General features: G+C 37.9%; 20 protein-coding genes. 4 read left to right on the top strand and 16 right to left on the bottom strand.

Annotated elements, in window-relative coordinates:
- Positions 1-417 precede the first annotated feature (417 nt).
- From V7108_RS03825 to V7108_RS03795, 7 genes are all read right to left on the bottom strand, one after another.
- Positions 418-519, bottom strand: coding sequence for a YjcZ family sporulation protein (locus V7108_RS03825; RefSeq protein WP_335516717.1), 102 nt, complete (start codon positions 517-519; stop codon positions 418-420).
- Positions 520-842: 323 nt separating this feature from the next.
- Positions 843-1307, bottom strand: a complete 465-nt coding sequence (locus tag V7108_RS03820) for a hypothetical protein (RefSeq protein ID WP_335567386.1) — start codon at positions 1305-1307, stop codon at positions 843-845.
- Between the two features lie 246 nt (positions 1308-1553).
- Positions 1554-2729 carry an amidohydrolase gene (locus tag V7108_RS03815; RefSeq protein WP_335512636.1) on the bottom strand — a complete coding sequence of 392 codons (1176 nt, stop codon included), beginning with the start codon at positions 2727-2729 and terminating at the stop codon, positions 1554-1556.
- Positions 2730-2732: 3 nt separating this feature from the next.
- On the bottom strand, positions 2733-3986 hold the full coding sequence (locus V7108_RS03810) for a Zn-dependent hydrolase (RefSeq protein WP_335512638.1): 1254 nt from the start codon (positions 3984-3986) through the stop codon (positions 2733-2735).
- Between the two features lie 18 nt (positions 3987-4004).
- Positions 4005-5210, bottom strand: a complete 1206-nt coding sequence (locus V7108_RS03805) for a hypothetical protein (protein WP_335512640.1) — start codon at positions 5208-5210, stop codon at positions 4005-4007.
- Between the two features lie 258 nt (positions 5211-5468).
- Positions 5469-6092, bottom strand: a complete 624-nt coding sequence (locus V7108_RS03800) for a histidine phosphatase family protein (RefSeq protein WP_335567385.1) — start codon at positions 6090-6092, stop codon at positions 5469-5471.
- Positions 6093-6222: 130 nt separating this feature from the next.
- Positions 6223-7389 (bottom strand): TraB/GumN family protein, encoded by a 1167-nt coding sequence (locus tag V7108_RS03795; protein WP_335512644.1) that lies wholly within the window; start codon positions 7387-7389, stop codon positions 6223-6225.
- A gap of 179 nt (positions 7390-7568) precedes the next feature.
- Here V7108_RS03795 and V7108_RS03790 point away from each other — a divergent pair, with 179 nt between their 5' ends.
- Positions 7569-8453, top strand: a complete 885-nt coding sequence (locus V7108_RS03790) for an AraC family transcriptional regulator (protein WP_335512646.1) — start codon at positions 7569-7571, stop codon at positions 8451-8453.
- A 115-nt stretch (positions 8454-8568) separates the two neighbouring features.
- Here V7108_RS03790 and V7108_RS03785 read toward each other — a convergent pair whose 3' ends face one another.
- The 7 genes from V7108_RS03785 to V7108_RS03755 form a co-directional block, all read right to left on the bottom strand.
- Complete coding sequence (locus tag V7108_RS03785) at positions 8569-9192, bottom strand: class I SAM-dependent methyltransferase (RefSeq protein ID WP_335567384.1); 624 nt, start codon at positions 9190-9192, stop codon at positions 8569-8571.
- A gap of 37 nt (positions 9193-9229) precedes the next feature.
- On the bottom strand, positions 9230-10471 hold the full coding sequence (locus tag V7108_RS03780) for an MFS transporter (RefSeq protein ID WP_335512649.1): 1242 nt from the start codon (positions 10469-10471) through the stop codon (positions 9230-9232).
- 81 nt (positions 10472-10552) lie between these two features.
- Positions 10553-11263, bottom strand: coding sequence for a class II aldolase/adducin family protein (locus tag V7108_RS03775; RefSeq protein WP_335512651.1), 711 nt, complete (start codon positions 11261-11263; stop codon positions 10553-10555).
- A gap of 160 nt (positions 11264-11423) precedes the next feature.
- On the bottom strand, positions 11424-12086 hold the full coding sequence (locus tag V7108_RS03770; RefSeq protein WP_335512653.1) for an amino acid ABC transporter permease: 663 nt from the start codon (positions 12084-12086) through the stop codon (positions 11424-11426).
- A 12-nt stretch (positions 12087-12098) separates the two neighbouring features.
- The gene (locus V7108_RS03765) at positions 12099-12737 is read right to left on the bottom strand and encodes an amino acid ABC transporter permease (protein WP_335512655.1); all 639 of its coding nucleotides are present in this window, start codon (positions 12735-12737) and stop codon (positions 12099-12101) included.
- Positions 12738-12828: 91 nt separating this feature from the next.
- Positions 12829-13635: a transporter substrate-binding domain-containing protein gene (locus V7108_RS03760; protein ID WP_335512658.1), complete on the bottom strand. Its 807-nt coding sequence runs from the start codon at positions 13633-13635 to the stop codon at positions 12829-12831.
- Positions 13636-13651: 16 nt separating this feature from the next.
- The gene (locus V7108_RS03755; protein WP_335512661.1) at positions 13652-14380 is read right to left on the bottom strand and encodes an amino acid ABC transporter ATP-binding protein; all 729 of its coding nucleotides are present in this window, start codon (positions 14378-14380) and stop codon (positions 13652-13654) included.
- A gap of 473 nt (positions 14381-14853) precedes the next feature.
- On the opposite strand from V7108_RS03755, the gene V7108_RS03750 reads away from it, so the two are divergent.
- Positions 14854-16074 (top strand): MFS transporter, encoded by a 1221-nt coding sequence (locus tag V7108_RS03750; protein WP_335512663.1) that lies wholly within the window; start codon positions 14854-14856, stop codon positions 16072-16074.
- A 10-nt stretch (positions 16075-16084) separates the two neighbouring features.
- Complete coding sequence (locus V7108_RS03745; protein ID WP_335512665.1) at positions 16085-16642, top strand: TetR/AcrR family transcriptional regulator; 558 nt, start codon at positions 16085-16087, stop codon at positions 16640-16642.
- A gap of 169 nt (positions 16643-16811) precedes the next feature.
- Here V7108_RS03745 and V7108_RS03740 read toward each other — a convergent pair whose 3' ends face one another.
- Positions 16812-17156, bottom strand: a complete 345-nt coding sequence (locus V7108_RS03740; protein WP_335512667.1) for a n-acetylglutamate synthase — start codon at positions 17154-17156, stop codon at positions 16812-16814.
- Between the two features lie 367 nt (positions 17157-17523).
- The gene (locus V7108_RS03735) at positions 17524-18927 is read right to left on the bottom strand and encodes a PLP-dependent aminotransferase family protein (protein ID WP_335512669.1); all 1404 of its coding nucleotides are present in this window, start codon (positions 18925-18927) and stop codon (positions 17524-17526) included.
- A 115-nt stretch (positions 18928-19042) separates the two neighbouring features.
- On the opposite strand from V7108_RS03735, the gene V7108_RS03730 reads away from it, so the two are divergent.
- Entirely contained in the window at positions 19043-19471 is a 429-nt protein-coding gene (locus tag V7108_RS03730) for a GNAT family N-acetyltransferase (RefSeq protein WP_335512670.1), read from the top strand.
- Positions 19472-19568 lie beyond the last annotated feature (97 nt).

Genomic DNA, 19568 nt, shown 5'->3' with positions numbered 1-19568 from the left:
TGGCAATATAAAAACAATGTCCTCAGACAAACGGTAGAGTTCCACTAAATTAGTGATCCCACGTTTAAGTCAAAGGTACATTGATAACACCATTATAATTAATTAAAGAAATCTTTCAAATATTTTTTGCTTAAAACTAAGTAGGTAAAGCCATTAGAGTCCCCCAGTATGTAGTGTATTAAATGAGGTAATAAATCAGTTAAACTACTACAGAAACAAACGGGTGCGATAAAGAAGACTTCTCTACCTGGAGAACAAACTGAACGTACTTTTTCTCTATTTGCAGCTGTACATGCTTGGCACACAAAAAAAATGGCGATTCCCAAATTAAGGAATCACCTTTTTTTGATTTTAGTTCAGGTAAAGTCAATTTGGAAAATGAAAATCCCAAAAATGAGATCCATTTTTTTATTAGTATCAATAACCCCAGAAACTAGCTCCAATAATGACTAAGAGGATAAACAATACGATAAGTAAGGCGAAACCCCCGCCAGCGTATCCTCCAACTGCTCCTGACATAAAATCACCTCCTTTTTAGGAGGTGTTACAATGAGTGGTAATACATATTATGCTTCACATAATAGATGACACAATGTAGTTTGGTTTTATAAGTCATGAGTTATAAAAGGATTGGAATTGAACTAACGAAGCGGTTTAGTGGAAGAAGTAGAAAAAAATAAATAGTTATTAGGGGCAGAATTATGGAAAAACGTAACAAATGGTGAATGGGATTTTAAAAAAAATAACAGTTTTTATAATTCAAACACATTTATGAATAGATGTAACTTATATTTCTGTTTGATAACAACAAGGAGTTTTTTACATAAATAATATTTATTATTTTACTTTTCAGAAAATATATAATAAAATCCAGAACTACAATGAGAAATTACATTTAATAAAGATATATACATTTTCATTGCACGAATATCATTAAATTGCACAACCTTTTGAATACGATTAAATGCATCTTCTTTTTCATATCCGCAATTTTCTAAGTATTTATTAAAAATAGTAACGACCCAAGTTTCATTATCTTGATAATAAGAAATTAAGACATCTTCCTTATCTAATGGAGAAAATATTATTTGATTTGCAGCATTATCCTTTAATTCATCAACAACAAATTCTGGGTCATTATCTTTCAATTGATTTTCTACATAATATAAAATATCTTTTTTAATCATTAACGGAACCTGATATAAACTATCCATACTTGCCTCAAACATTTCTATCGAAAATTCCATATAGGTTCCCGATTGTGGTTTTGCTGAAAATAAATTTTTTATTGCTTTAAAAATAGACATAATTTATCACAACCTTTTAATTTAAATTACTTGATTATATCACTTTTTATATAATATAAAACAAAAAAGGATTTACATTATGGTGATAGATATAAAGATGAAAAAACGCTTGGTTTATCCAAGCGTTTTTGTATATGATTTAGTGTAATAATATTTATGTGTTTTAGTATGAAATCCTATCTGTAATTTCACATTTTACACTAGCAGCTTGCGTTATCCTTTTATATTTGTTTATTTTTTATTTATTTATTCATTTAAGTACGCCCAAGCATATTGCGCATAGAGTTCGGCGCCTGTTTTTAGGGCATCTTCGTCGATGTTGAATTTGCCGTGGTGGTGGGCCCATTCTGTGTCTTTTTCTGGGTTGCCGCTGCCGACGAGGGCAAAGCTGCCTGGTGCCTTTGTGAGATATTCGCTGAAGTCTTCCCCGCCCATCGTTGGTTTTTCGTGATAAATCGCATCTTTACCAAATGATTCAGATGCAACTTTTTGCACCAGGTTTGCACTGTATTCATCGTTAATGACCGCTTGCGTTCCATGGATGTATTCTACCTTAGCAGTGGCTCCGTATATTGCAGCCACCTGATCAGCGTAATGCTGTAGTTGTGTCTCAATATGATCTCTAGTTTCTGGGTGGAAACAGCGAACGGTTCCTTCTATCACTGCATTTTCCGCTATGACATTGAACCTAGTGCCAACAACCATTTTTCCAATAGTTAGAACAGCTGGATGCTGTGCGTCGATGGTTCGGGATACTACAGTTTGCACATTCATAACAAAGGATGAAGCCACGACTGCCGCATCAATACATGCATGAGGCATAGCCCCGTGGCCGCCCCTTCCTTTAAACGTGACTTTAAATAAATCTGCTGAAGCAAAAGACGGTCCCGGTGGACAAGAAACCTTGTTTGTCGGCATTTGTGACCAAATGTGGATACCAAAGACGTTATCCACGCCTTCCATGGCACCTTGTTTCACCAATGCCTTCGCACCTTCTGCTACTTCTTCCGCCGGCTGGAACAATAACCGTACATTACCCGGCAGTTCTTCTTTTATTTCATTTAGGGCTTTGGCTGCAATCATGAGCATTGAAGTGTGTGCGTCATGTCCGCACGCATGCATTTTACCTTCTTCTTTGGACGCATATGGTAAATCCTTGTTCAGTTCCTCAACCTGTAAGGCATCCATGTCGCCTCTTAATGCAACGGTTTTCCCCGGCTTTCCACCTTGAATTTCGGCAATAACACCGGTTGGTTCTGTTTTACGATAAGAGATTCCTAGTCTATCCAGATAGTCGCAGACAAACTGCGTGGTTTTGAATTCCTCCCATGATACTTCCGGTTCACTATGAAGCTGTCTGCGTAATTGTGTTAGTTCTTCACTATAGGTTTGAATCGCTTCTTTTATTTTTGTATGAATCATATCTTATTCCGCCTCCGTTAACGTTTTCGTAGCTTCAAATAGAATTTGGACTGCATTTGCAATATGACGTGAATCCGACCATTCTTCCGGACAATGACTTAATCCGTCTTTACTTGGAATAAACAGCATCCCTACATCGGTAAAATCAGAAAAGACCATTGCATCATGACCTGCACCACTGTTTATCGGACAGTTCTGAATCTCAAGCTCATTCGTCGTTTTCTTTAGCAAAGAGACAATTTCCTTGTTCATCTCTTTTGGCTGAATATATAATAGCTGCTCAACACTTATTTCCATTCCGTTGCTACTATATGAAACTGCTAATTCTTTCACTTTCTCGATAACATTCAGAACACGCTCTTCCTTCCCTGAGCGAATATCCACCGTAAACACTGTTTTATCGGGGATTACATTCGCTCCATTCGGAAACACATTCAACCGGCCTGTTGTGACAACCGTACCTTCCCCCTCTGAGCCCGCAAGCTCTGGGAATTGCGCAATCATCTTCGCAGCAGTAACTAACGCATCTGCCCTCCGGTCCATTGGAGTCGTGCCGGCATGTCCTGCTTGCCCCTTAACAGTTACTTCTAATTGAGTCAAACCGACAATCGCTTCCACCACACCAATTGGGATACCTTTTTCTTCAAGGATCGGTCCTTGTTCAATATGCAATTCTAGGTATGCCTTCATCGTTTTTGGATCTCTTTTTTTCGGAAGCGAAGGATCGAGTCCAATACTCTTCATGGCATCGACAGCATGTATTCCATCTTTGTCTATTAAAGCATTAAAACCTTCCTCATCTAATAATCCGACGATTCCCCGTGAACCCATCAGTCCGCCGCCAAATCTAGAACCTTCTTCTTCGACTAAGGCAATCACTTCTAAAGAATATTTCGGTGTTAAACCTTTCTCAGCAAACAGTGCTGCTACTTCAAGGCCTGCCACTACACCTGCCGGCCCATCATAGGAGCCGCCATTCGGCACCGAGTCGAAGTGTGAACCGATAAGAACACTTGGAGCATCCTTCAACGTTCCTTCCATCTTTCCAAAAATATTGCCAAATCCATCTTCCCTGACTTGTAAACCGTATTCTTTCATTTTTGCTTTCAGATACTGACGTGCCTTCGAATCCTCATGGCTGTATGTAAGCCGGGTAGTACCTTTACCCGGCGTGGCGGTAAAGGTACTTAAAGTATCAATATGACTTTCAACCTTGGCCTGTATTGCTGCTAGATTACGGTCAGTTTTTGCATTCATTCTATTACACAACCTTTCTTACAAGAAACCTACAAAGATACCTGCTAAAATAACCGACACCATCGTAACGGTGATGAATCCGCCGACAAGCATAGGAGGCAGCATATGGCTCGTTAGCATGTCTCTTTCTTTTTCATCCTCTGTTAGGGATTTAATGACTTCGTTTGTAATAATATAATCAGCTGGAAATCCATATAAAGCTGTCAGCGAAACAGCAAACGCCATATCTTTGCTCACCTTTAACAGTTTTCCGGCGATAAAGGAGAAGATATACATTCCGATTACACCCAGCACAATAACACCTACAAGTGGATAAATGATTTCAAGCATCATGCTTGGTGTAGCCTGTTTTAAACCATCAAAGATAAACAGCATAAGCGCCATGATCGCAAATCCAAAGCCATTTGCTTTTTGTAAAACTTGCTTTTCAAGGAACCCGATACTTGTTGCGATGACCCCGAACAGTAAGCATAGAACAAACGGGGAGATAGAAACGATTGGTGCTAATAGTGTTGAAGTTAGATAGGCAAGGTATGCGACTAAGGCTAGCCTTAAAAACTTAAAAAAGTCTGTATTGTATTTCTCTGGCATATTTTTAAACAACTTTAGCTCTGGCTTTGTAACTGCTGTCGAAACTGCAACCTCTGCTGCTGCCGCTTCTTGTGCTTTCATAGCCAGCTTCCCGCCTCGATATTGCTGAAGAAGTCTCTTTCCTTCTTTCTTCAAAACGATAGAGGTAAGCGGATATCCTGCAAATCCCTGCATGACATAAATAACGATGGCAAATACCGATAATGTGGCTAGACCAGCTTCTTTCGCACCCTCTGACATGATCAACGCCGATACGACACCACCAACTAATGGAGGGATGGCAACAACGATGGTTTCAAATCCGAAGAGCAAGGTTCCAACCCCAAATAGAAGTGCGATAATCCCTAAAATACCTGAAAGCGCAATGATGATTGTTTTCCACTGATTCTTTAATTCCTGTAGGGAAAGCAACGTTCCCATATTCGTAATGAGTAAGTACATCATCATCGTGGCTACCACTGGCGGTACTCCTGCCAATGCTACGATGTCCTGCGGAAAGAATGTCCAATATCCTAGAAGGAAAAGAACAGCGCAAACAAAAATTGAGGGCACCCAGGCCTTTGTTCGAACGGCAACTAAATCTCCGATAAATAGAATAAGTAATAGAATAACTAAAGCTAACATTTGTGACATAAGATGTCTTCCCCTCTTGGATGGATTTGGTATTATTTCGTCTTCCGAAAGATTTGTTATTAATTGAATAATAATATAATTATAGTTTTCAGTCAATTTAAATTATTAAAATTTTTCTTGCAACCTATTTCATTACCTTTTATATAAGGAATGTGTAAATTTTTCTATATTAGAAAAAGTTTTAATATTATTCTAGAAATTGATTTGTCCCCAAAAAAACACACCCCTAAGTCACGAATTGAGGGTGTGTGATCGATATTATTGGATAACTGGTACAAAAATTTTCTTATATTGATAGTCTCCATCTACTTCGTTTATTTTTATAACAGAAGCATTCTCAACAGGTTTGAAATTTTTCAAATCCTCCATTGGCCAATTCATTAAGAAGGTGAGCAGCATCTGAATAAAAGCAGCATGCGTGACAACGACAACATTATCATATCGCTGCTGACATCTTACTCGTTCCACTACCGAATGCATGAACATCGTCGCTCGTAGGTATACATCGGCGAGTGATTCCCCATTTTGAAAGCGGAAATAAAATTGACCCGCCGCTTTGAATTCTTTCTTCTTTTCAGGGGGACGATCTGAAAAATCATAAAGATTCCCCAACTCCCACTCTCTTATTAATGGATTCTCGTAAAATGGAACACCTTCTGGTAGTAGGGAATGTATCACCTTAGCTGTTTGCATTGTTCTTAAGTAAGGTGAACTATACAAAACAATCTTAGGAGTCACAATTGTATTGAAAAATTCAGCAGTTACTTGGGCTTGTTTCTGCCCCAGCTCCGTTAAACTATGCTGCGAATCATGAGTATGTGCCATCACTGTCTTATCCACATTATGCTCTGCTTCACCATGTCGGATGAGATAAATATTCAACCATCTCCAACCTCCTTTTACTAGTCTATTACTTCTATTCTATTTCAACCCGCTGACCCATTACCTAGAAAGCTTTCGACAACATTTTTCACCATAGAAAAAAGCACCCTCCGTATGGAAGGTACCTCGATTACAAATTATTCAAGAACGTACGAATAACATCCGCTCCCCCAATAAAGGTTCCAAATGAACCTCCAATGTTAGTAAGGATGATGACTAAAAGAACCCGTGTAAATTTATTTCGCCAAAAGCCTTTGAGTGAGAAAACATCCTCTGATAATGTTTCAAAGTCTGCTACACTTGGACGTTTGATATACGCTTGGACAATACCCGAAACCCAGCCGGCTGCCAATAACGGATGTAAGGTGGTAATCGGCGCTGCCAGGAAGGCCGATAATATCGCGAGCGGGTGCCCCAATGCAACTGCAGCACCAATCGCCGCCGTGATACCGGTCCAAAGGATCCAGCTAATTGCTTGGTCCATACCAGCCGCAGGATTCATGAAAAAGGTAAACGCAATTATGGCCACAATCAGCAATGGAATTGCCCAGCCGATGATTTGCGGTGTTTTAGATTTTGGTTTTGTTTTGGTTAAAGCCTGCAAGTCCTGTTCCTTATGAATTTCTTTCGTGATACCAGGAACGTGGGCCGCTCCGAGGACAGCAACAACCTTTTTACCGGGTGCTTCCTTTATCTTTTGAGCTAAGTATTGATCACGCTCATCAATTAATGGTTTCTTTAACTTAGGAAATGCTTCCGAAATTTCAGCAAGCGAAGCATTCAATGTATCCTGCGTTTTCATTTTCTCAAGCTCTTCTTCTGAAATTGATTCTTTATTGAAAATGCTATAGAAAATAGAAGTTAACAGCTGCCCTTTTCCCCAGATCCCAACATTACTCCAAATCCTCGAAAAAGTAATTTGAATATTTCGGTCTGCTAATACAAGCTCCGCACCAATTTCCTTTGCCGATTCAATTCCTTGAATCATTTCCTGTCCCGGTTTCGTATCAAATTGCTTAGCCAAACGATTCTGGAAAGACGAGATTGCGAGATTCATGATGAGTAATGTCGCTTTTTTTTCTTTTATCACCTTAAAGATATCTGTTTCTCGCCACTTATTGCCTTCCATAATGGATTTATATCGCTGTTCATCCAATTCGATACAAACAGAATCAGGCTGTTCCCGATCAATAACTTCCTTAACCTGTTCTACACTTTGCTTGGAAACATGAGCGGTACCAATTAATATGATTTCTTTGCCATCCAAATCAATTCGGGTTATATTTTCTTCCGTCATAATCTACTTCCTTCATAAAAATATACTTATTCACAGAAATGTCTCTATCCTTATAATGAAGGACAGCCACCAGAATTTCAACAGAAAGAAAGAATGATGGTGCACAGATTCAAATATAAATTATAATTTATTAAACAATGTTATTTTTCGAGGTGAACCTTATTCAACAGTTACATTTGTTGCAGGAAGTAATCGATTATATTGAAGAACATATTAAGGGTGACATTAACCCTGAAGATTTAGCACAAAAGGCGGGATATTCCCCTTATCATTTTTATCGAGTGTTTCAAAAGCATACAGGTTACACCTTGATGGACTATGTCGTAAAAAGAAAGCTCCAGTATGCATTACATGAATTGGTCCATGGAAAAAAAATCATCCAAATTGCAATGGATTATGGATTTGAAACACATGCCGGCTTTACCAAAGCGTTTAAAAAATGCTTTGGCAGTCCTCCTCGATTGTATAAGATTCATTGTCCCAAATCGCTGCCGCAAAAATTGGATTTAATGAGTATTCATCAAAAACAGACAGGCGGAATCGTGATGCAGCCAATGATTGTGAAGATGCCCTCCTTCACGGTTGCAGGTAAAACCTTTGAAATTAACATGGGAAATGTAGCTTATACAAGAGAGGCGCCCGCGATTTGGGATCAAGAAGGGCTGGCAGACGGTTCTATCGAAAGATTGCTCTATTCGTCGCTTGCCCCAAACAAACATGGGGAGTACTGTATAAATTTAAGTTCTGCAAACGTTGAAGATACATTTATCTATTTGTTCGCAGTAGATTTAGACAATGATACTTCGCTTCCAGATGGCCTGACACCATTAGAAATACCAGCAGCTACTTATGCTGTGTTCAGAACCCCTCTGGTAGAGGTGGAGAAGTTTGCCTCCGCGATCAAAGGAACGTGGAAGTATATTTTAGAGGACTGGGTCCCACATTCCTCCTATGAAGTGGATGAAGATGCCTATGACTTTGAATACTATGATGAACATTGCCACTACTGGGACCACGAAAGAGTATATATGGAAATTTGTATTCCCATTAAAGAGCGAGGGTGAGTCTCCTAACGGATTCCGTTCCCCTCTTTTGCCAAACGTGTACTTGCGGTGCTTTTTCATTATAAAAATAGTAGCCCAGCTCATAGGAACCAGGCTAAACAGTAAATTTCGAACATTATTCTTTCTTACATTTCACCATGAGAAAATTTATGGAAGGTTTATTTTTCATTTCTTTATTTGGCTCATCCATTTCAGAAACCTCTACCAGTCCATACTTTCCAAATTCTTGCTTTATGGAGTCGGAATCATAAAAGAACATTTTTATGCCTTCCATAATCTCGTAATAGTCTTTATCCAATTGTCTGCCCTTCCCAAACATCGGGGCTTTTTGTGAAACAGTTGTAAAAATCATATATCCATTTGGCTTTAACTGATTATAGCAATCCATAATAAACTTTTCTCTTTCATGTTTATTTAACAAGTGAATCAGTGCATGAGAAAAAATGCCGTCGTAGAGTTTAGAATCAAAAGGCATGTCCATTACAGAACCATGAAATATAGGCATATTAATCCCATTCTTCCTTGCTAAATCAATCGCAGTTTTTGAAATCTCAATACCCGTAACATTGATTCCATTGTCAATAAAGACCTTTGCATTTCTTCCATATCCGATTCCTGGTACAAGTATGTCCGTAACATTCTTTTCAAGAAAAAATTCATTTGTTAAGATGGCAGAGTCTGTTGGTTCGAATCCCCACATCGTTTGTTTTTCTATAAAGCTTGATTCCCAGAACTCCATTCTTTGCCTCCTAGCCATTTTATAAGAAGAGGAACCTTTACGATTCCTCCCCTCTCGTTTTTCTCATCATTCGGCTATATAAGAATAGTACAGGCGTCAAAATAATTCCACTCACCAGAATCGCTATTTTAATCGTAAAGGTTGAAGCGATCACGCCAATTACCGGACCGCCGCCAATTTGTCCGATTGCATCCACCTGGCCTTTGACTGAAAAAAAGGTAGCTCGTGTAGAAGAATCTGGGATGATTTTATTCAGCCAGACACTCTCCAAAGGATACATAACGCTTCTTGAAATTTGGATGATGATATAAAAAGCGATCAACCCTACAGCGAATGTGGTAAAAGCAAAACCCATTAAGGAACATATAATTAGAATGCTCCCTATAAAAAGGGCCGTGTATATATGGCTTAGACGCTGGTGGATAGAACTATTATCAATAAAATGGAGCGCAGCAAATGTTAAAAAGACGACAATGAATTCAACCCCGCCCATCAGCAAAACTAACTGACTGTCCGACAGATTTGCTAGACCAGATTGTTCTAGAAAGTGGGATAGCCACAATCGATCGAAGCCCTCACTATAAAAACCAAAAAACAACGCAATCAGAAAGAGTATTCTCATTAGATAATTTAGTCGAGAATAATATAGAATTTGGCTCATATTTCCCTTTATGTTCTTCCAAACGGAAACTTGCTCCACCTTTTCAGCAGGTTTAAAATTTTCTTCTTTCATAAAGAAAACTAAAAGGATCGAAAGCAAGACTAACCCTATACCACCTAAAACAATTGGCAGATTGAGCAAATAATACCCTGCCAGCATACTTAATGGAATCGCAAGGACTTTTCCGAGATTGCCTGCCTTGGCACCTTTGACAAATGCTGAAGAAGCACGTTCTTCCCCAATCTCATCAGCAATCCATGCTTGATGGGCCCCACTCGTAAAGGTATAGCCAATCCCCCAAATAATTTGTGCTAAAATCACTGCCGTAAAAAACGGAAACATGCCCTCGATAATAAACCCGATTCCAATTAGGAAAAAGCCAATTATGACAGAAAGCTTTCTGCTTTTTAAATCGGACAGAATTCCAGTAGGAATTTCAAAAATAAAAACAGTCGCCTCCAATACCGTCCCCACTAACACGAGCTGCAATGCATCAAGTTGAACCATTTCCACTTGATATAACAAGTTAACTGTAAAAATAATAGTAAAAAACAATTGTGATACGAAACAAGTATAAATATATACCTGATACGGATCCTTCTTCTTTAACAGATTCATTTTCCTTCCCCCTCACCTTCATCATAAAGGGGGGACGGAATTATTTCTTTTCCTAAATTGCGATAATCTGTACAAAATGATTTATTTTTCTTTTTTCCTATCAACTTCACTTATCGGTACGCCGCCTGCTTTTATTCCCATCGATTCTCGAATCTTTATCAAGTCAGCAATTTGTGAACTATTTAATTCATTCATCTTTTTCAAAATATTAGTAGAGTACATAAGGATAGCAGCGTAATGTTCGAGCGATTCCATCCGGAAGTATGCCTCCATCAGGTCTCTTCCCCATGTAAGGGCTCCGTGATTAGCCAAGAGAACGGCATTATGTGTCTTGCAGTAAGGTGCAATGGAATCGGGAACTTCTTGTGTTCCTGGTAATGCATACGGTGCCACTGGGACATTCCCTAACAGGACAATTGCCTCTGGCAGTACTGGTTGATCCAAACTTATTCCTGCAACTGCAAAAGAAGTGGCTACTTGCGGGTGAGCATGGACCACACCATGGACTTCAGAATTTTCATTGTAAACCCTCAGGTGCATTTTCACCTCAGAAGAATGCTTTAATTTTCCGGATAGAACATTCCCAGAAAGGTCCATTTTCACCATCATGTCTGGAGTCATAAACCCTTTGCTTACCCCTGTTGGTGTCGTCAATATTTCATTGTTACCCACTTTCACGGAGATATTTCCATCATTCGCGGCTACATAACTTCTGTTATACATTCTTCTGCCGATTTCGCAGATCATTTCTCTTGCTTCGAAATCGGAATCGTATTGTTTGTTATCCTGCATAAGTATTGAACTCCTTTTACAGCAACTTTAATCATCCATTAACAATAATCTTATTTTATGTGTTCAGCAGTAAATTTGTATGTAACCTTTTTCTGTTTTTTATGATAAACTATGAACTTTTTAAAAACAAAAATCCGGCCCAATTAATGAGCCGGATTTCTTAAGACTGTTTTAATTCTAACCTTCGCGCAACTAGTGACAAAGCATAATTAACGATAAAGTACATCAACGCCACTATTACAAAAACAGGTATCACATACGATCCCTTTTGCGCGTAAATTATTTGTCCGTTGTGCAATAAATCCGGCAACGCGATGACGACCGCTAATGATGTATCTTTTAGCAGAGAAATAAATTGACTGACAATAGGCGGAACCATTCTTCTCAGTGCTTGGGGCATGATGATATAGCGTAATGTCTGGATGTAGTTCAGACCAGACGCACGTCCTGCTTCAATCTGTCCTTTTTCAATCGAGTTTAAGCCACTTCTGATGATTTCAGACAGCATCGCTGATTCAAAAACGGTCAATGCTGCGATGGCCGCAGTGGTTATTTCCATTTCAATCCCAATTTCAGGCAATGCAAAATAGGTGAAGAAAATGATGAGCAGCAAAGGAAGGTTACGAATCGTCTCGACAATCACGGCTAGTAATTGAGAAACAACGGGAATCCGCGCATATCTGAGAGTTCCAATTAGACCTCCAATAATGAAGCTGAGCACGATTGAAATTGCAGCAACCTTGAGAGTTACCCCAAATCCTTCCAGCAAAAATTTAAAATGTTCAGGTGTATATACTTCAATGAACGGTGCTAGAAAATCCATCTGCGCACCTCCTTAATTACTTCTAGCCAAGCGTTTTTCTAAATATCCTACGCCAAGACTTAAAGGTATAGTTAAAATTAAATAAAATAAGGCAACGAAAACATATGTATCAAAGGTTACGTACGTTTTTGCAGATATTAAATCCCCCTGATACATTAAATCCCCTCCAGCAACGACCGCTAACAAGGATGAATTTTTAACTAAATTGATAAATTGGTTGCCAAGAGGGGGGATAACGATCTTTATAGCCTGAGGGAGTATAACCATTCTCATTGCCTGGCCGTAAGTTAATCCTGTCGAGCGGGCAGCTTCCATTTGCCCTCTTGGTACAGACATAATTCCGGCACGGATTGCTTCAGCGATGAATGCGGCTGTATAGATGGTCAACCCGATTGTTCCTGCAGTCATCCCGCCAAAATTACCAGCCAAATAAGCGAAAAACACAATAACCAGTACAGGTATATTACGAATAAATTCAACATATGCCGTACCCAGCCAGTTAAGAGGTTTAAACGGAGCAATTCGCATAACAGCAAGAAGTGTTCCCAAAATAAAACTTCCTAATAAAGCTATTAAACTGGCAATTATGGTTACTTTTAATCCTTCTAAAAATGAATCCATATTAGTCGTTAGTATCGAGAAATCCAGCAAACGATCTCCTCCTAAATAATCAGGATGGGCCGCTCCGAAAAGATTGAATACGGATTACAGCCCATCCCGATGAGAAACCTGGTATTAATAATTAATTTTTAATCCATTTATCTTTAATCTCATCGTACTTTCCTGAATCCTTCAGGCTTTTCAATGCTTTATTCAACTCATCAACAAGCTCTGTATTACCTTTTTTTACAGCTATCCCGTATGGCTCTTCAGTAAACGTTCCTCCGACCAATTCAAATGACGGATCTTCTTCTGCCATACCATAAAGGATCGAATCATCTGTAGTCAGGGCATCACCCTTACCTGCCTTTAGTGCTGTAAAGGCTTCAGCATAGTTTTCGAATTCAAGTACTGTTGTTTCAGGAGCTTTCTCACGAATATTGATAGAAGATGTCGAGCCTTTAACAGCAAGAACTTTTGTGTCTTTTTTTAAGTCATCAATGCCCTGAATCTTACTGCCCTTTTTTACAAGCAATGATTGCCCAGCATCAAAATAAACATCAGTAAAATCAACTTCCTTTTTGCGTTCTTCCGTGATTGTCATCGTAGCGACAACCGCATCAACCTTACCATTATTTAAGAGACCTACCCTTGTTTTCGAAGTAACCTCAACGAACTCAGGCTTAACTTCCTTGCCAAACATTTCTTCTGCCAGCGCTTTGGAAAGATCGATATCGAACCCTTCCACTTCACCTGTTGATGGATTTTTCAATCCAAACAAACGCGTATCATGTTTTACGCCAAATACAACTTTTTTGTCTTCCTTGATCTGGGCTAGTACATCCTTGCTGCTACCAGTAGAAGTCTTGTCCCCGCCGCAACCGGCAAGAAATATGGCAGCCATTGCAGATACTAACGCCATTTTTACGAATTTTTTTGTTTTGAACATTCCTTTTTACCCCCTATTAATGATTTAATATACGGCTGAGAAATAAGCGAGCTCGTTCTTCACGAGGATTCTCATAAAATTCAGCCGGAACTGCATCTTCTAAAATTCTTCCTGCATCAATAAATACGATTCGGTCGGCCACCTCTCTAGCAAAGCCCATTTCGTGGGTTACTACGACCATTGTCATGCCTTCCCTAGCTAGGGTTTTCATTACATCCAGAACCTCCCCGATCATTTCGGGATCAAGTGCAGAGGTGGGTTCATCGAAAAGCATAATTTCTGGTTTCATTGCAAGACCACGGGCAATTGCTACACGCTGCTGCTGGCCTCCGGATAGCTGAGAAGGATAAGATTCAGCCTTATCCAATATCCCTACTTTTTCTAGATAATGCCGGGCTGTTTCTTTAGCCTCTTTTTCGGATTGGCCCAATACTTTCATAGGAGCCAGAGTAATATTTTCAAGCACGGTTTTATGGGGATATAAATAAAAATGTTGAAAAACCATTCCAATATTGCGTCTTAGCTTATTGATATCTGTTTTTTTATCCCCAACTGATATCCCATTTACCGTAAGTGTTCCGTCAGTGATTGTTTCCAGGTGATTGATACAGCGCAGCAGAGTACTTTTCCCTGAACCGGATGGACCTATTACTACAACTACTTCACCTTGATTGATTGTAAGATTAATATCTTTTAAGACTTGAAAATCTCCATAAAACTTATTTACCTTATTAAATACAATCATGCTTGACCTCCTTATTACAAACCTATCAATTATCGAGTTTCCACTTTTGAAAATTTTCAGAATTAAGTAAATTATAGTCATGCTTTGTCGAAACTGTCAAATAGTGACAAATTACCTGTTTTTTCATAGTCTTTTAATACTATCTTTTATAGCGGAATTAAAAAGAAACCTCGCCAAGATATGTACTGCACCTCCATTGTTAGACTCAAAACTAACAATGGAGGTGCAGTTTTTTATATGGCTAAATTCACATTTGATGACAAGTTATGGGCAGTGAACGAATTCGAAAAAGGGAGTTTATCATATCGAGATATGGCAGAGTGGGTTAATAAAATGAATGAAGTATGTAAGAGAACGTGTCTTGGTATTCCCTGCATAATCGCATCAAATTCATAAAAACATTTACTAACTGACGCACGTCAGATAAAATACTTAATATCAAGAAGGATATACATCGTACCTGAGGTGAATTTATGACTGGTCAAATCCATACGGCTTCAAAAGTAAAATTATGGACCCGCTCTTTTATTTTTATTATGATTGCAAACGGCTTGCTGTTTATGGCGTTTGAAATGCTGCTTCCGACCTTGCCGCTATTTGTTTCAAGCATTGGCGGAGAGGCTTCTCAAATTGGCCTGGTCACAGGGATTTTCACCGTTTCGGCTATTCTTATCCGCCCATTTGCAGGGATACTCACAACAAAATTCAACAAGAAACTCCTGCTAATGATTGGAATGGCCATTTGTGCACTTTCAACCGGTTTATACTACCTGTCGTCAGATATTTGGATTCTAATTTTTATCCGTTTGATTCATGGGATTGGATTCGGTCTTGCAACGATCTATATTACAACAATTGCAGCTGAAAACATGCCTAAGGAGCGAATGGGCGAGGCGATGGGTTATTTTGGTGTTGGGGAGACGGTAGCAATTTCTCTCGGACCGGTATTAGGCATCAGTGTGTTACATTGGTTCGATTTTAATGGGATGTTTTGGAGTGCTATGGCGATTTCACTTTTAGCGATCTTATTCGCTGGTTTTACTTCTAGAAAATCCGAGTTTAGTAATGACAATGAGCCTGAAACCGTCCCCTTCTCAAAATTCAAGTGGGTAGAAAAACGAGTTCTGCTCCCTTCTATTCTTATCTTGATGACGGGAATCGCTGCTGGCGGTGTCATGTCTTTTACGACTTTATACGCAGTAGAGAAAGGATTTCACCTAATTGCCTGGTTTTTCTTTATATCAGCTGCAAGTGGTTTATTGGTACGGGTTATATCCGGTAAGATGTTTGACCGTTATGGAGCTGGGGTTGTGGTGATCCCTTTTGGAGTCATTACGATTGCTGGATTTATTGTACTCATTGCAGCACAGAATGATCTCCAGTTTCTACTAGCTGGATTCTTATATGGCTCTGGAATAGGAGCTATTTTTCCAGCACTTATGACGTGGTGCTTAAACTTGGTTGAGGTATATGAACGTGAAAATGCAATGGCATCCTTTTTTAACTTTTTCGATTTTGGTTTAGGAGGAGGTGCTATTATTCTTGGTATCGTGGCAGAAGCATTTTCATACCAGGCCGTATATTACATAGCGATAGTAGCTTATTTACTGTTTCTACTTATCTATTTCATATCAGCAAGTAAAAAAAGAGGTATTATTCAAAAAAGCAATGATAAAGTTTCAACTTTTCATTAACGGAGGACAAATGAGCAAACCAGAAATAAAAAAAATAGCAATCAAGCATTTTAACCAGTTTGGATATGATGGAACGAAAATGGCTCAAATCGCTGAAGAGGCCGGAATTCGTAAGCAATCACTCTCCTATCACTATCCTACAAAAAAGGATTTACTCATTGAAGTTTATAAAGAAGTAATCGAAGAAGAGCAAGCTTTTGTTCGTTATTATTTTGAAAAACATAAAGAGGAAGCATTAGAAACACTGTTGTACGGTTTTTTAACAGAACACAAAAATCGTTTTTTAACGGAACCCAATGTCACACTTATGTATTCTTTGTCATTCATTACTCCTTTAGATGTACATGATTTCGTACTCTCTCAATTCCGCCTGTATCTAGCAACATTAAAAGAGGTAATTAGTTCGTGCTTTACCAAACATCCTTGTAGATTAAGCCCTGAAGAATGTACGATTGCTTTTATTACGATACTAGATGGCCTCGATATCCAGTTAGTATATGAAACACGCCAAGCTTATGAGAGAGTTCAAAGGATTACTTTTGATATTTTTTGGAAAGGTATTCTATAAAGGGAGCCGAAAGTGCAACCCAATTTGTACTGTGTTTTGTATCTGTTTTTGCAATAAAAGAAATGGCTAAGTTCACTATACTAAGCCATTTCTTTTTTTGATTTCTATTTGCTTGTTTGAGTAATGCACCCGCTCGTGAAACAAGAACTACTTCATAAGTTTAATAATTTCATCCAACAACTTCTTCAATAATGGAACTTCCCTCAGTATTTTCGGCATCAAGCCATCTCCATTTTTCATAAAGTCTAATTCTTCCGTCTGGCAAGATTTTAGGAATAGAAACACATTTTCCACCTCTAATTTCATTCTTATTATTCACGTGGTTGTATCTGAACTCTAGGGAACAATCATCCTGGACTACTCCAATTAAAGTACCTTGTATAATTTCTCCGCCACTATATGTCGCTGAGATTATATGTCCCTTTTGTTTATATTTAAATAAAGTTTGCGAAGAAACCTCTCCATTTTCTGTATTTTCGATGGATACAAAATTACGTCCATTATAATTTATCATTACTCGCTTCTCCTTTACCTACCAATATATTAATCATTATTTCTTAATCTAGCCTGCTTTTATTAGTTAAATATTCTAAATACTAATGTTGGCATAATATTTGAATTGGTTGAAATTTATCTTTTATCCTAATTGGATATTTTCACATAATGTTTAAGATTTGAGCAAATATTGATACACATAGACTTACAAAGAAGGTTATAAGCCAATTTATTTTTTTGGTTGTCTTTAAAAGTATATTTAGTAATGAACCAATAGCCATACAAACTAAAAAAGCGACTAAAATCATAATAAATTCCAAAAAAACCCCTCCTAACACTTACATTTTACCACAAATAACCATATTCCTTATTGTCGTATGGAATATTTAAAGCTCCCAAACTTCTTTTAATAAACGAATTCCTATATCAATTTCCGTTTCTGATAAACCTCCGAAGCCTAGTATGACTCCAGGACTTAAGCTTTCTTTTGCACAGTGATAATATATCGATATTGGATATACCTTGACACCAACATTCAATGCCTTGCTAATTAACTCATCTTCCTTCATACTGTTTTTCACTTCCAAAACAATATGAAGTCCCGAATTTCCACCCACAACAATTGCATTTTCCCCAAAATAATTTTGAATAGATACCATTAAGGTACTGTGCTTTTTACGATAAAGAGTTCTCATTTTATTTAAATGGCTTTGCCAATGTCCATCATTCATAAAGCGATAAAGAGTATCCTGGTGAAGGCGAGAAACGGTCTGCTTATAAACAGTAAAGCTCTCCTGATATTTTTTAATCAACGAGGATGGTAAAACCATATAACTTATACGAATAGACGGAATCAATGACTTGGAAAATGTCCCTAAATAGACAACATTTCCTTTTGTATCTAACCCCTGTAAGGAAGGAATCGGCTTCCCTTTAAAACGATATTCACCGTCATAGTCATCTTCAATAATATAACCGTTCTTGCCTTCTGCCCATTTTAACAATTCCATTCTTCGTGAAATTGGCATTATCATTCCATAAGGGAACTGATGAGATGGTGTAACATAAACAACACTGGCAGCACTATTTTTTAATTGATTTATATTAATTCCATCTTCATCAAGAGGTGTTGAAATCGTATGGACTCCTAGATCTTGTAAAGTAGTCCTCGTTCTATGGAGACCAGGATTCTCAAGTGCATAGATATGGTCTTTACCAATTAACAGAGATAATAATCCAATAAGTACCTGAGTACCTGCACCAATGATGATTTGATTGGCAGAGCACCTTACACCTCTAGATGCAAATAGATATTTTGCAATTTGTTCTCGAAGTAACAACTCCCCTTGCGGATTTCCATTATAAAATAATTCGCCCTTATCTTGGTATAAAGATTGAATGGTTAATTTTCGCCATATGGAATATGGAAAGTGTTCTAAATCTACCTTACCTGAATTGAAATCATATTTAATATTTACTTTCAATTCCTCATTCTCTGGCTCACATTTTTGAGAAAATATTTGGTTAGAGGGAATTTCTTCATTAAAAGTTGAAACAAATATTCCTTTACGGGGTTTACTTTCTACATATCCTTCTGCACATAACTGTTCATAGGCTGACTGAATTGTATTTAAGCTTAAATTAAGGTAACGAGATAAATTTCGCTTTGAAGGTAATTTTTCATTTGGTTTTATTCTTCCTGATAAAATTTCTTGTTTAATGTAATTGGCTAGCTGGACATACAGTGGACTATTACTTCTACTATCCAAAACGGGGGTTATTTCAATCATTATTCCACTCCCATTGTCTGACTGGTACCATTAAATTTATCGTATCTGGTACTTTCGATTATACCAGGTTGTGATTTAATAATAATTAAACAACTCTTCAAGGAGATGAAGAAAAATGGTTTTAATTAAGGAATTGAAAAATGAGACGGAATGGAAGGCAGCATTTGTTGTGATGAAGCAATTGAGATCTCATTTGGATGAGGTAAATTATCTTCAATTAGTTCAAGAAGCAATCCAAAAGGAAGGTTATAAATTGGTTGCTTTGTATGATAATGAAAAAATGGTAGCAGTAACAGGCTTTATGCCTATGATTACTTTATACAATGGAAGGTCCATTTGGGTTTGTGATTTAGTTACAGATTCAGATAGTCGTTCGAAAGGGTATGGAGAAGCACTTCTAAATTATGTACAAAAGTGGTCAAAGGAAAATGGCTATGATATTGTCTCACTATCATCAGGTTTACAAAGAGTAGATGCTCATCGTTTTTATGAAAATAAGATGGAATATGACAAGGTTAGCTATGTTTTTTTAAAAAGAGTTTAAATCAGAATTATGGTAAAAAAAGGACCAACTGAAGCTCTTTTTTTCATATAGTTCATAAAAGTGTTAACTTTGTTAAACCTTTTTGTTCAACTCACCT

The organism is Neobacillus vireti (genome assembly GCF_036962345.1).
GTDB classification, from domain to species: domain Bacteria; phylum Bacillota; class Bacilli; order Bacillales; family Cytobacillaceae; genus Neobacillus; species Neobacillus vireti_A.
This window is presented reverse-complemented; position numbering and strand designations above follow the sequence as displayed.

Bases quoted from the DNA above. Each gene is read 5' to 3' on its own strand.
- V7108_RS03825 (WP_335516717.1), bottom strand. From the start codon at position 519: ATGTCAGGAGCAGTTGGAGGATACGCTGGCGGGGGTTTCGCCTTACTT.
- V7108_RS03820 (WP_335567386.1), bottom strand. From the start codon at position 1,307: ATGTCTATTTTTAAAGCAATAAAAAATTTATTTTCAGCAAAACCACAA.
- V7108_RS03815 (WP_335512636.1), bottom strand. From the start codon at position 2,729: ATGATTCATACAAAAATAAAAGAAGCGATTCAAACCTATAGTGAAGAA.
- V7108_RS03810 (WP_335512638.1), bottom strand. From the start codon at position 3,986: ATGAATGCAAAAACTGACCGTAATCTAGCAGCAATACAGGCCAAGGTT.
- V7108_RS03805 (WP_335512640.1), bottom strand. From the start codon at position 5,210: ATGTCACAAATGTTAGCTTTAGTTATTCTATTACTTATTCTATTTATC.
- V7108_RS03795 (WP_335512644.1), bottom strand. From the start codon at position 7,389: ATGACGGAAGAAAATATAACCCGAATTGATTTGGATGGCAAAGAAATC.
- V7108_RS03785 (WP_335567384.1), bottom strand. From the start codon at position 9,192: ATGGAGTTCTGGGAATCAAGCTTTATAGAAAAACAAACGATGTGGGGA.
- V7108_RS03780 (WP_335512649.1), bottom strand. From the start codon at position 10,471: ATGAATCTGTTAAAGAAGAAGGATCCGTATCAGGTATATATTTATACT.
- V7108_RS03775 (WP_335512651.1), bottom strand. From the start codon at position 11,263: ATGCAGGATAACAAACAATACGATTCCGATTTCGAAGCAAGAGAAATG.
- V7108_RS03770 (WP_335512653.1), bottom strand. From the start codon at position 12,086: ATGGATTTTCTAGCACCGTTCATTGAAGTATATACACCTGAACATTTT.
- V7108_RS03760 (WP_335512658.1), bottom strand. From the start codon at position 13,635: ATGTTCAAAACAAAAAAATTCGTAAAAATGGCGTTAGTATCTGCAATG.
- V7108_RS03755 (WP_335512661.1), bottom strand. From the start codon at position 14,380: ATGATTGTATTTAATAAGGTAAATAAGTTTTATGGAGATTTTCAAGTC.
- V7108_RS03750 (WP_335512663.1), top strand. From the start codon at position 14,854: ATGACTGGTCAAATCCATACGGCTTCAAAAGTAAAATTATGGACCCGC.
- V7108_RS03745 (WP_335512665.1), top strand. From the start codon at position 16,085: ATGAGCAAACCAGAAATAAAAAAAATAGCAATCAAGCATTTTAACCAG.
- V7108_RS03740 (WP_335512667.1), bottom strand. From the start codon at position 17,156: ATGATAAATTATAATGGACGTAATTTTGTATCCATCGAAAATACAGAA.
- V7108_RS03735 (WP_335512669.1), bottom strand. From the start codon at position 18,927: ATGATTGAAATAACCCCCGTTTTGGATAGTAGAAGTAATAGTCCACTG.
- V7108_RS03730 (WP_335512670.1), top strand. From the start codon at position 19,043: ATGGTTTTAATTAAGGAATTGAAAAATGAGACGGAATGGAAGGCAGCA.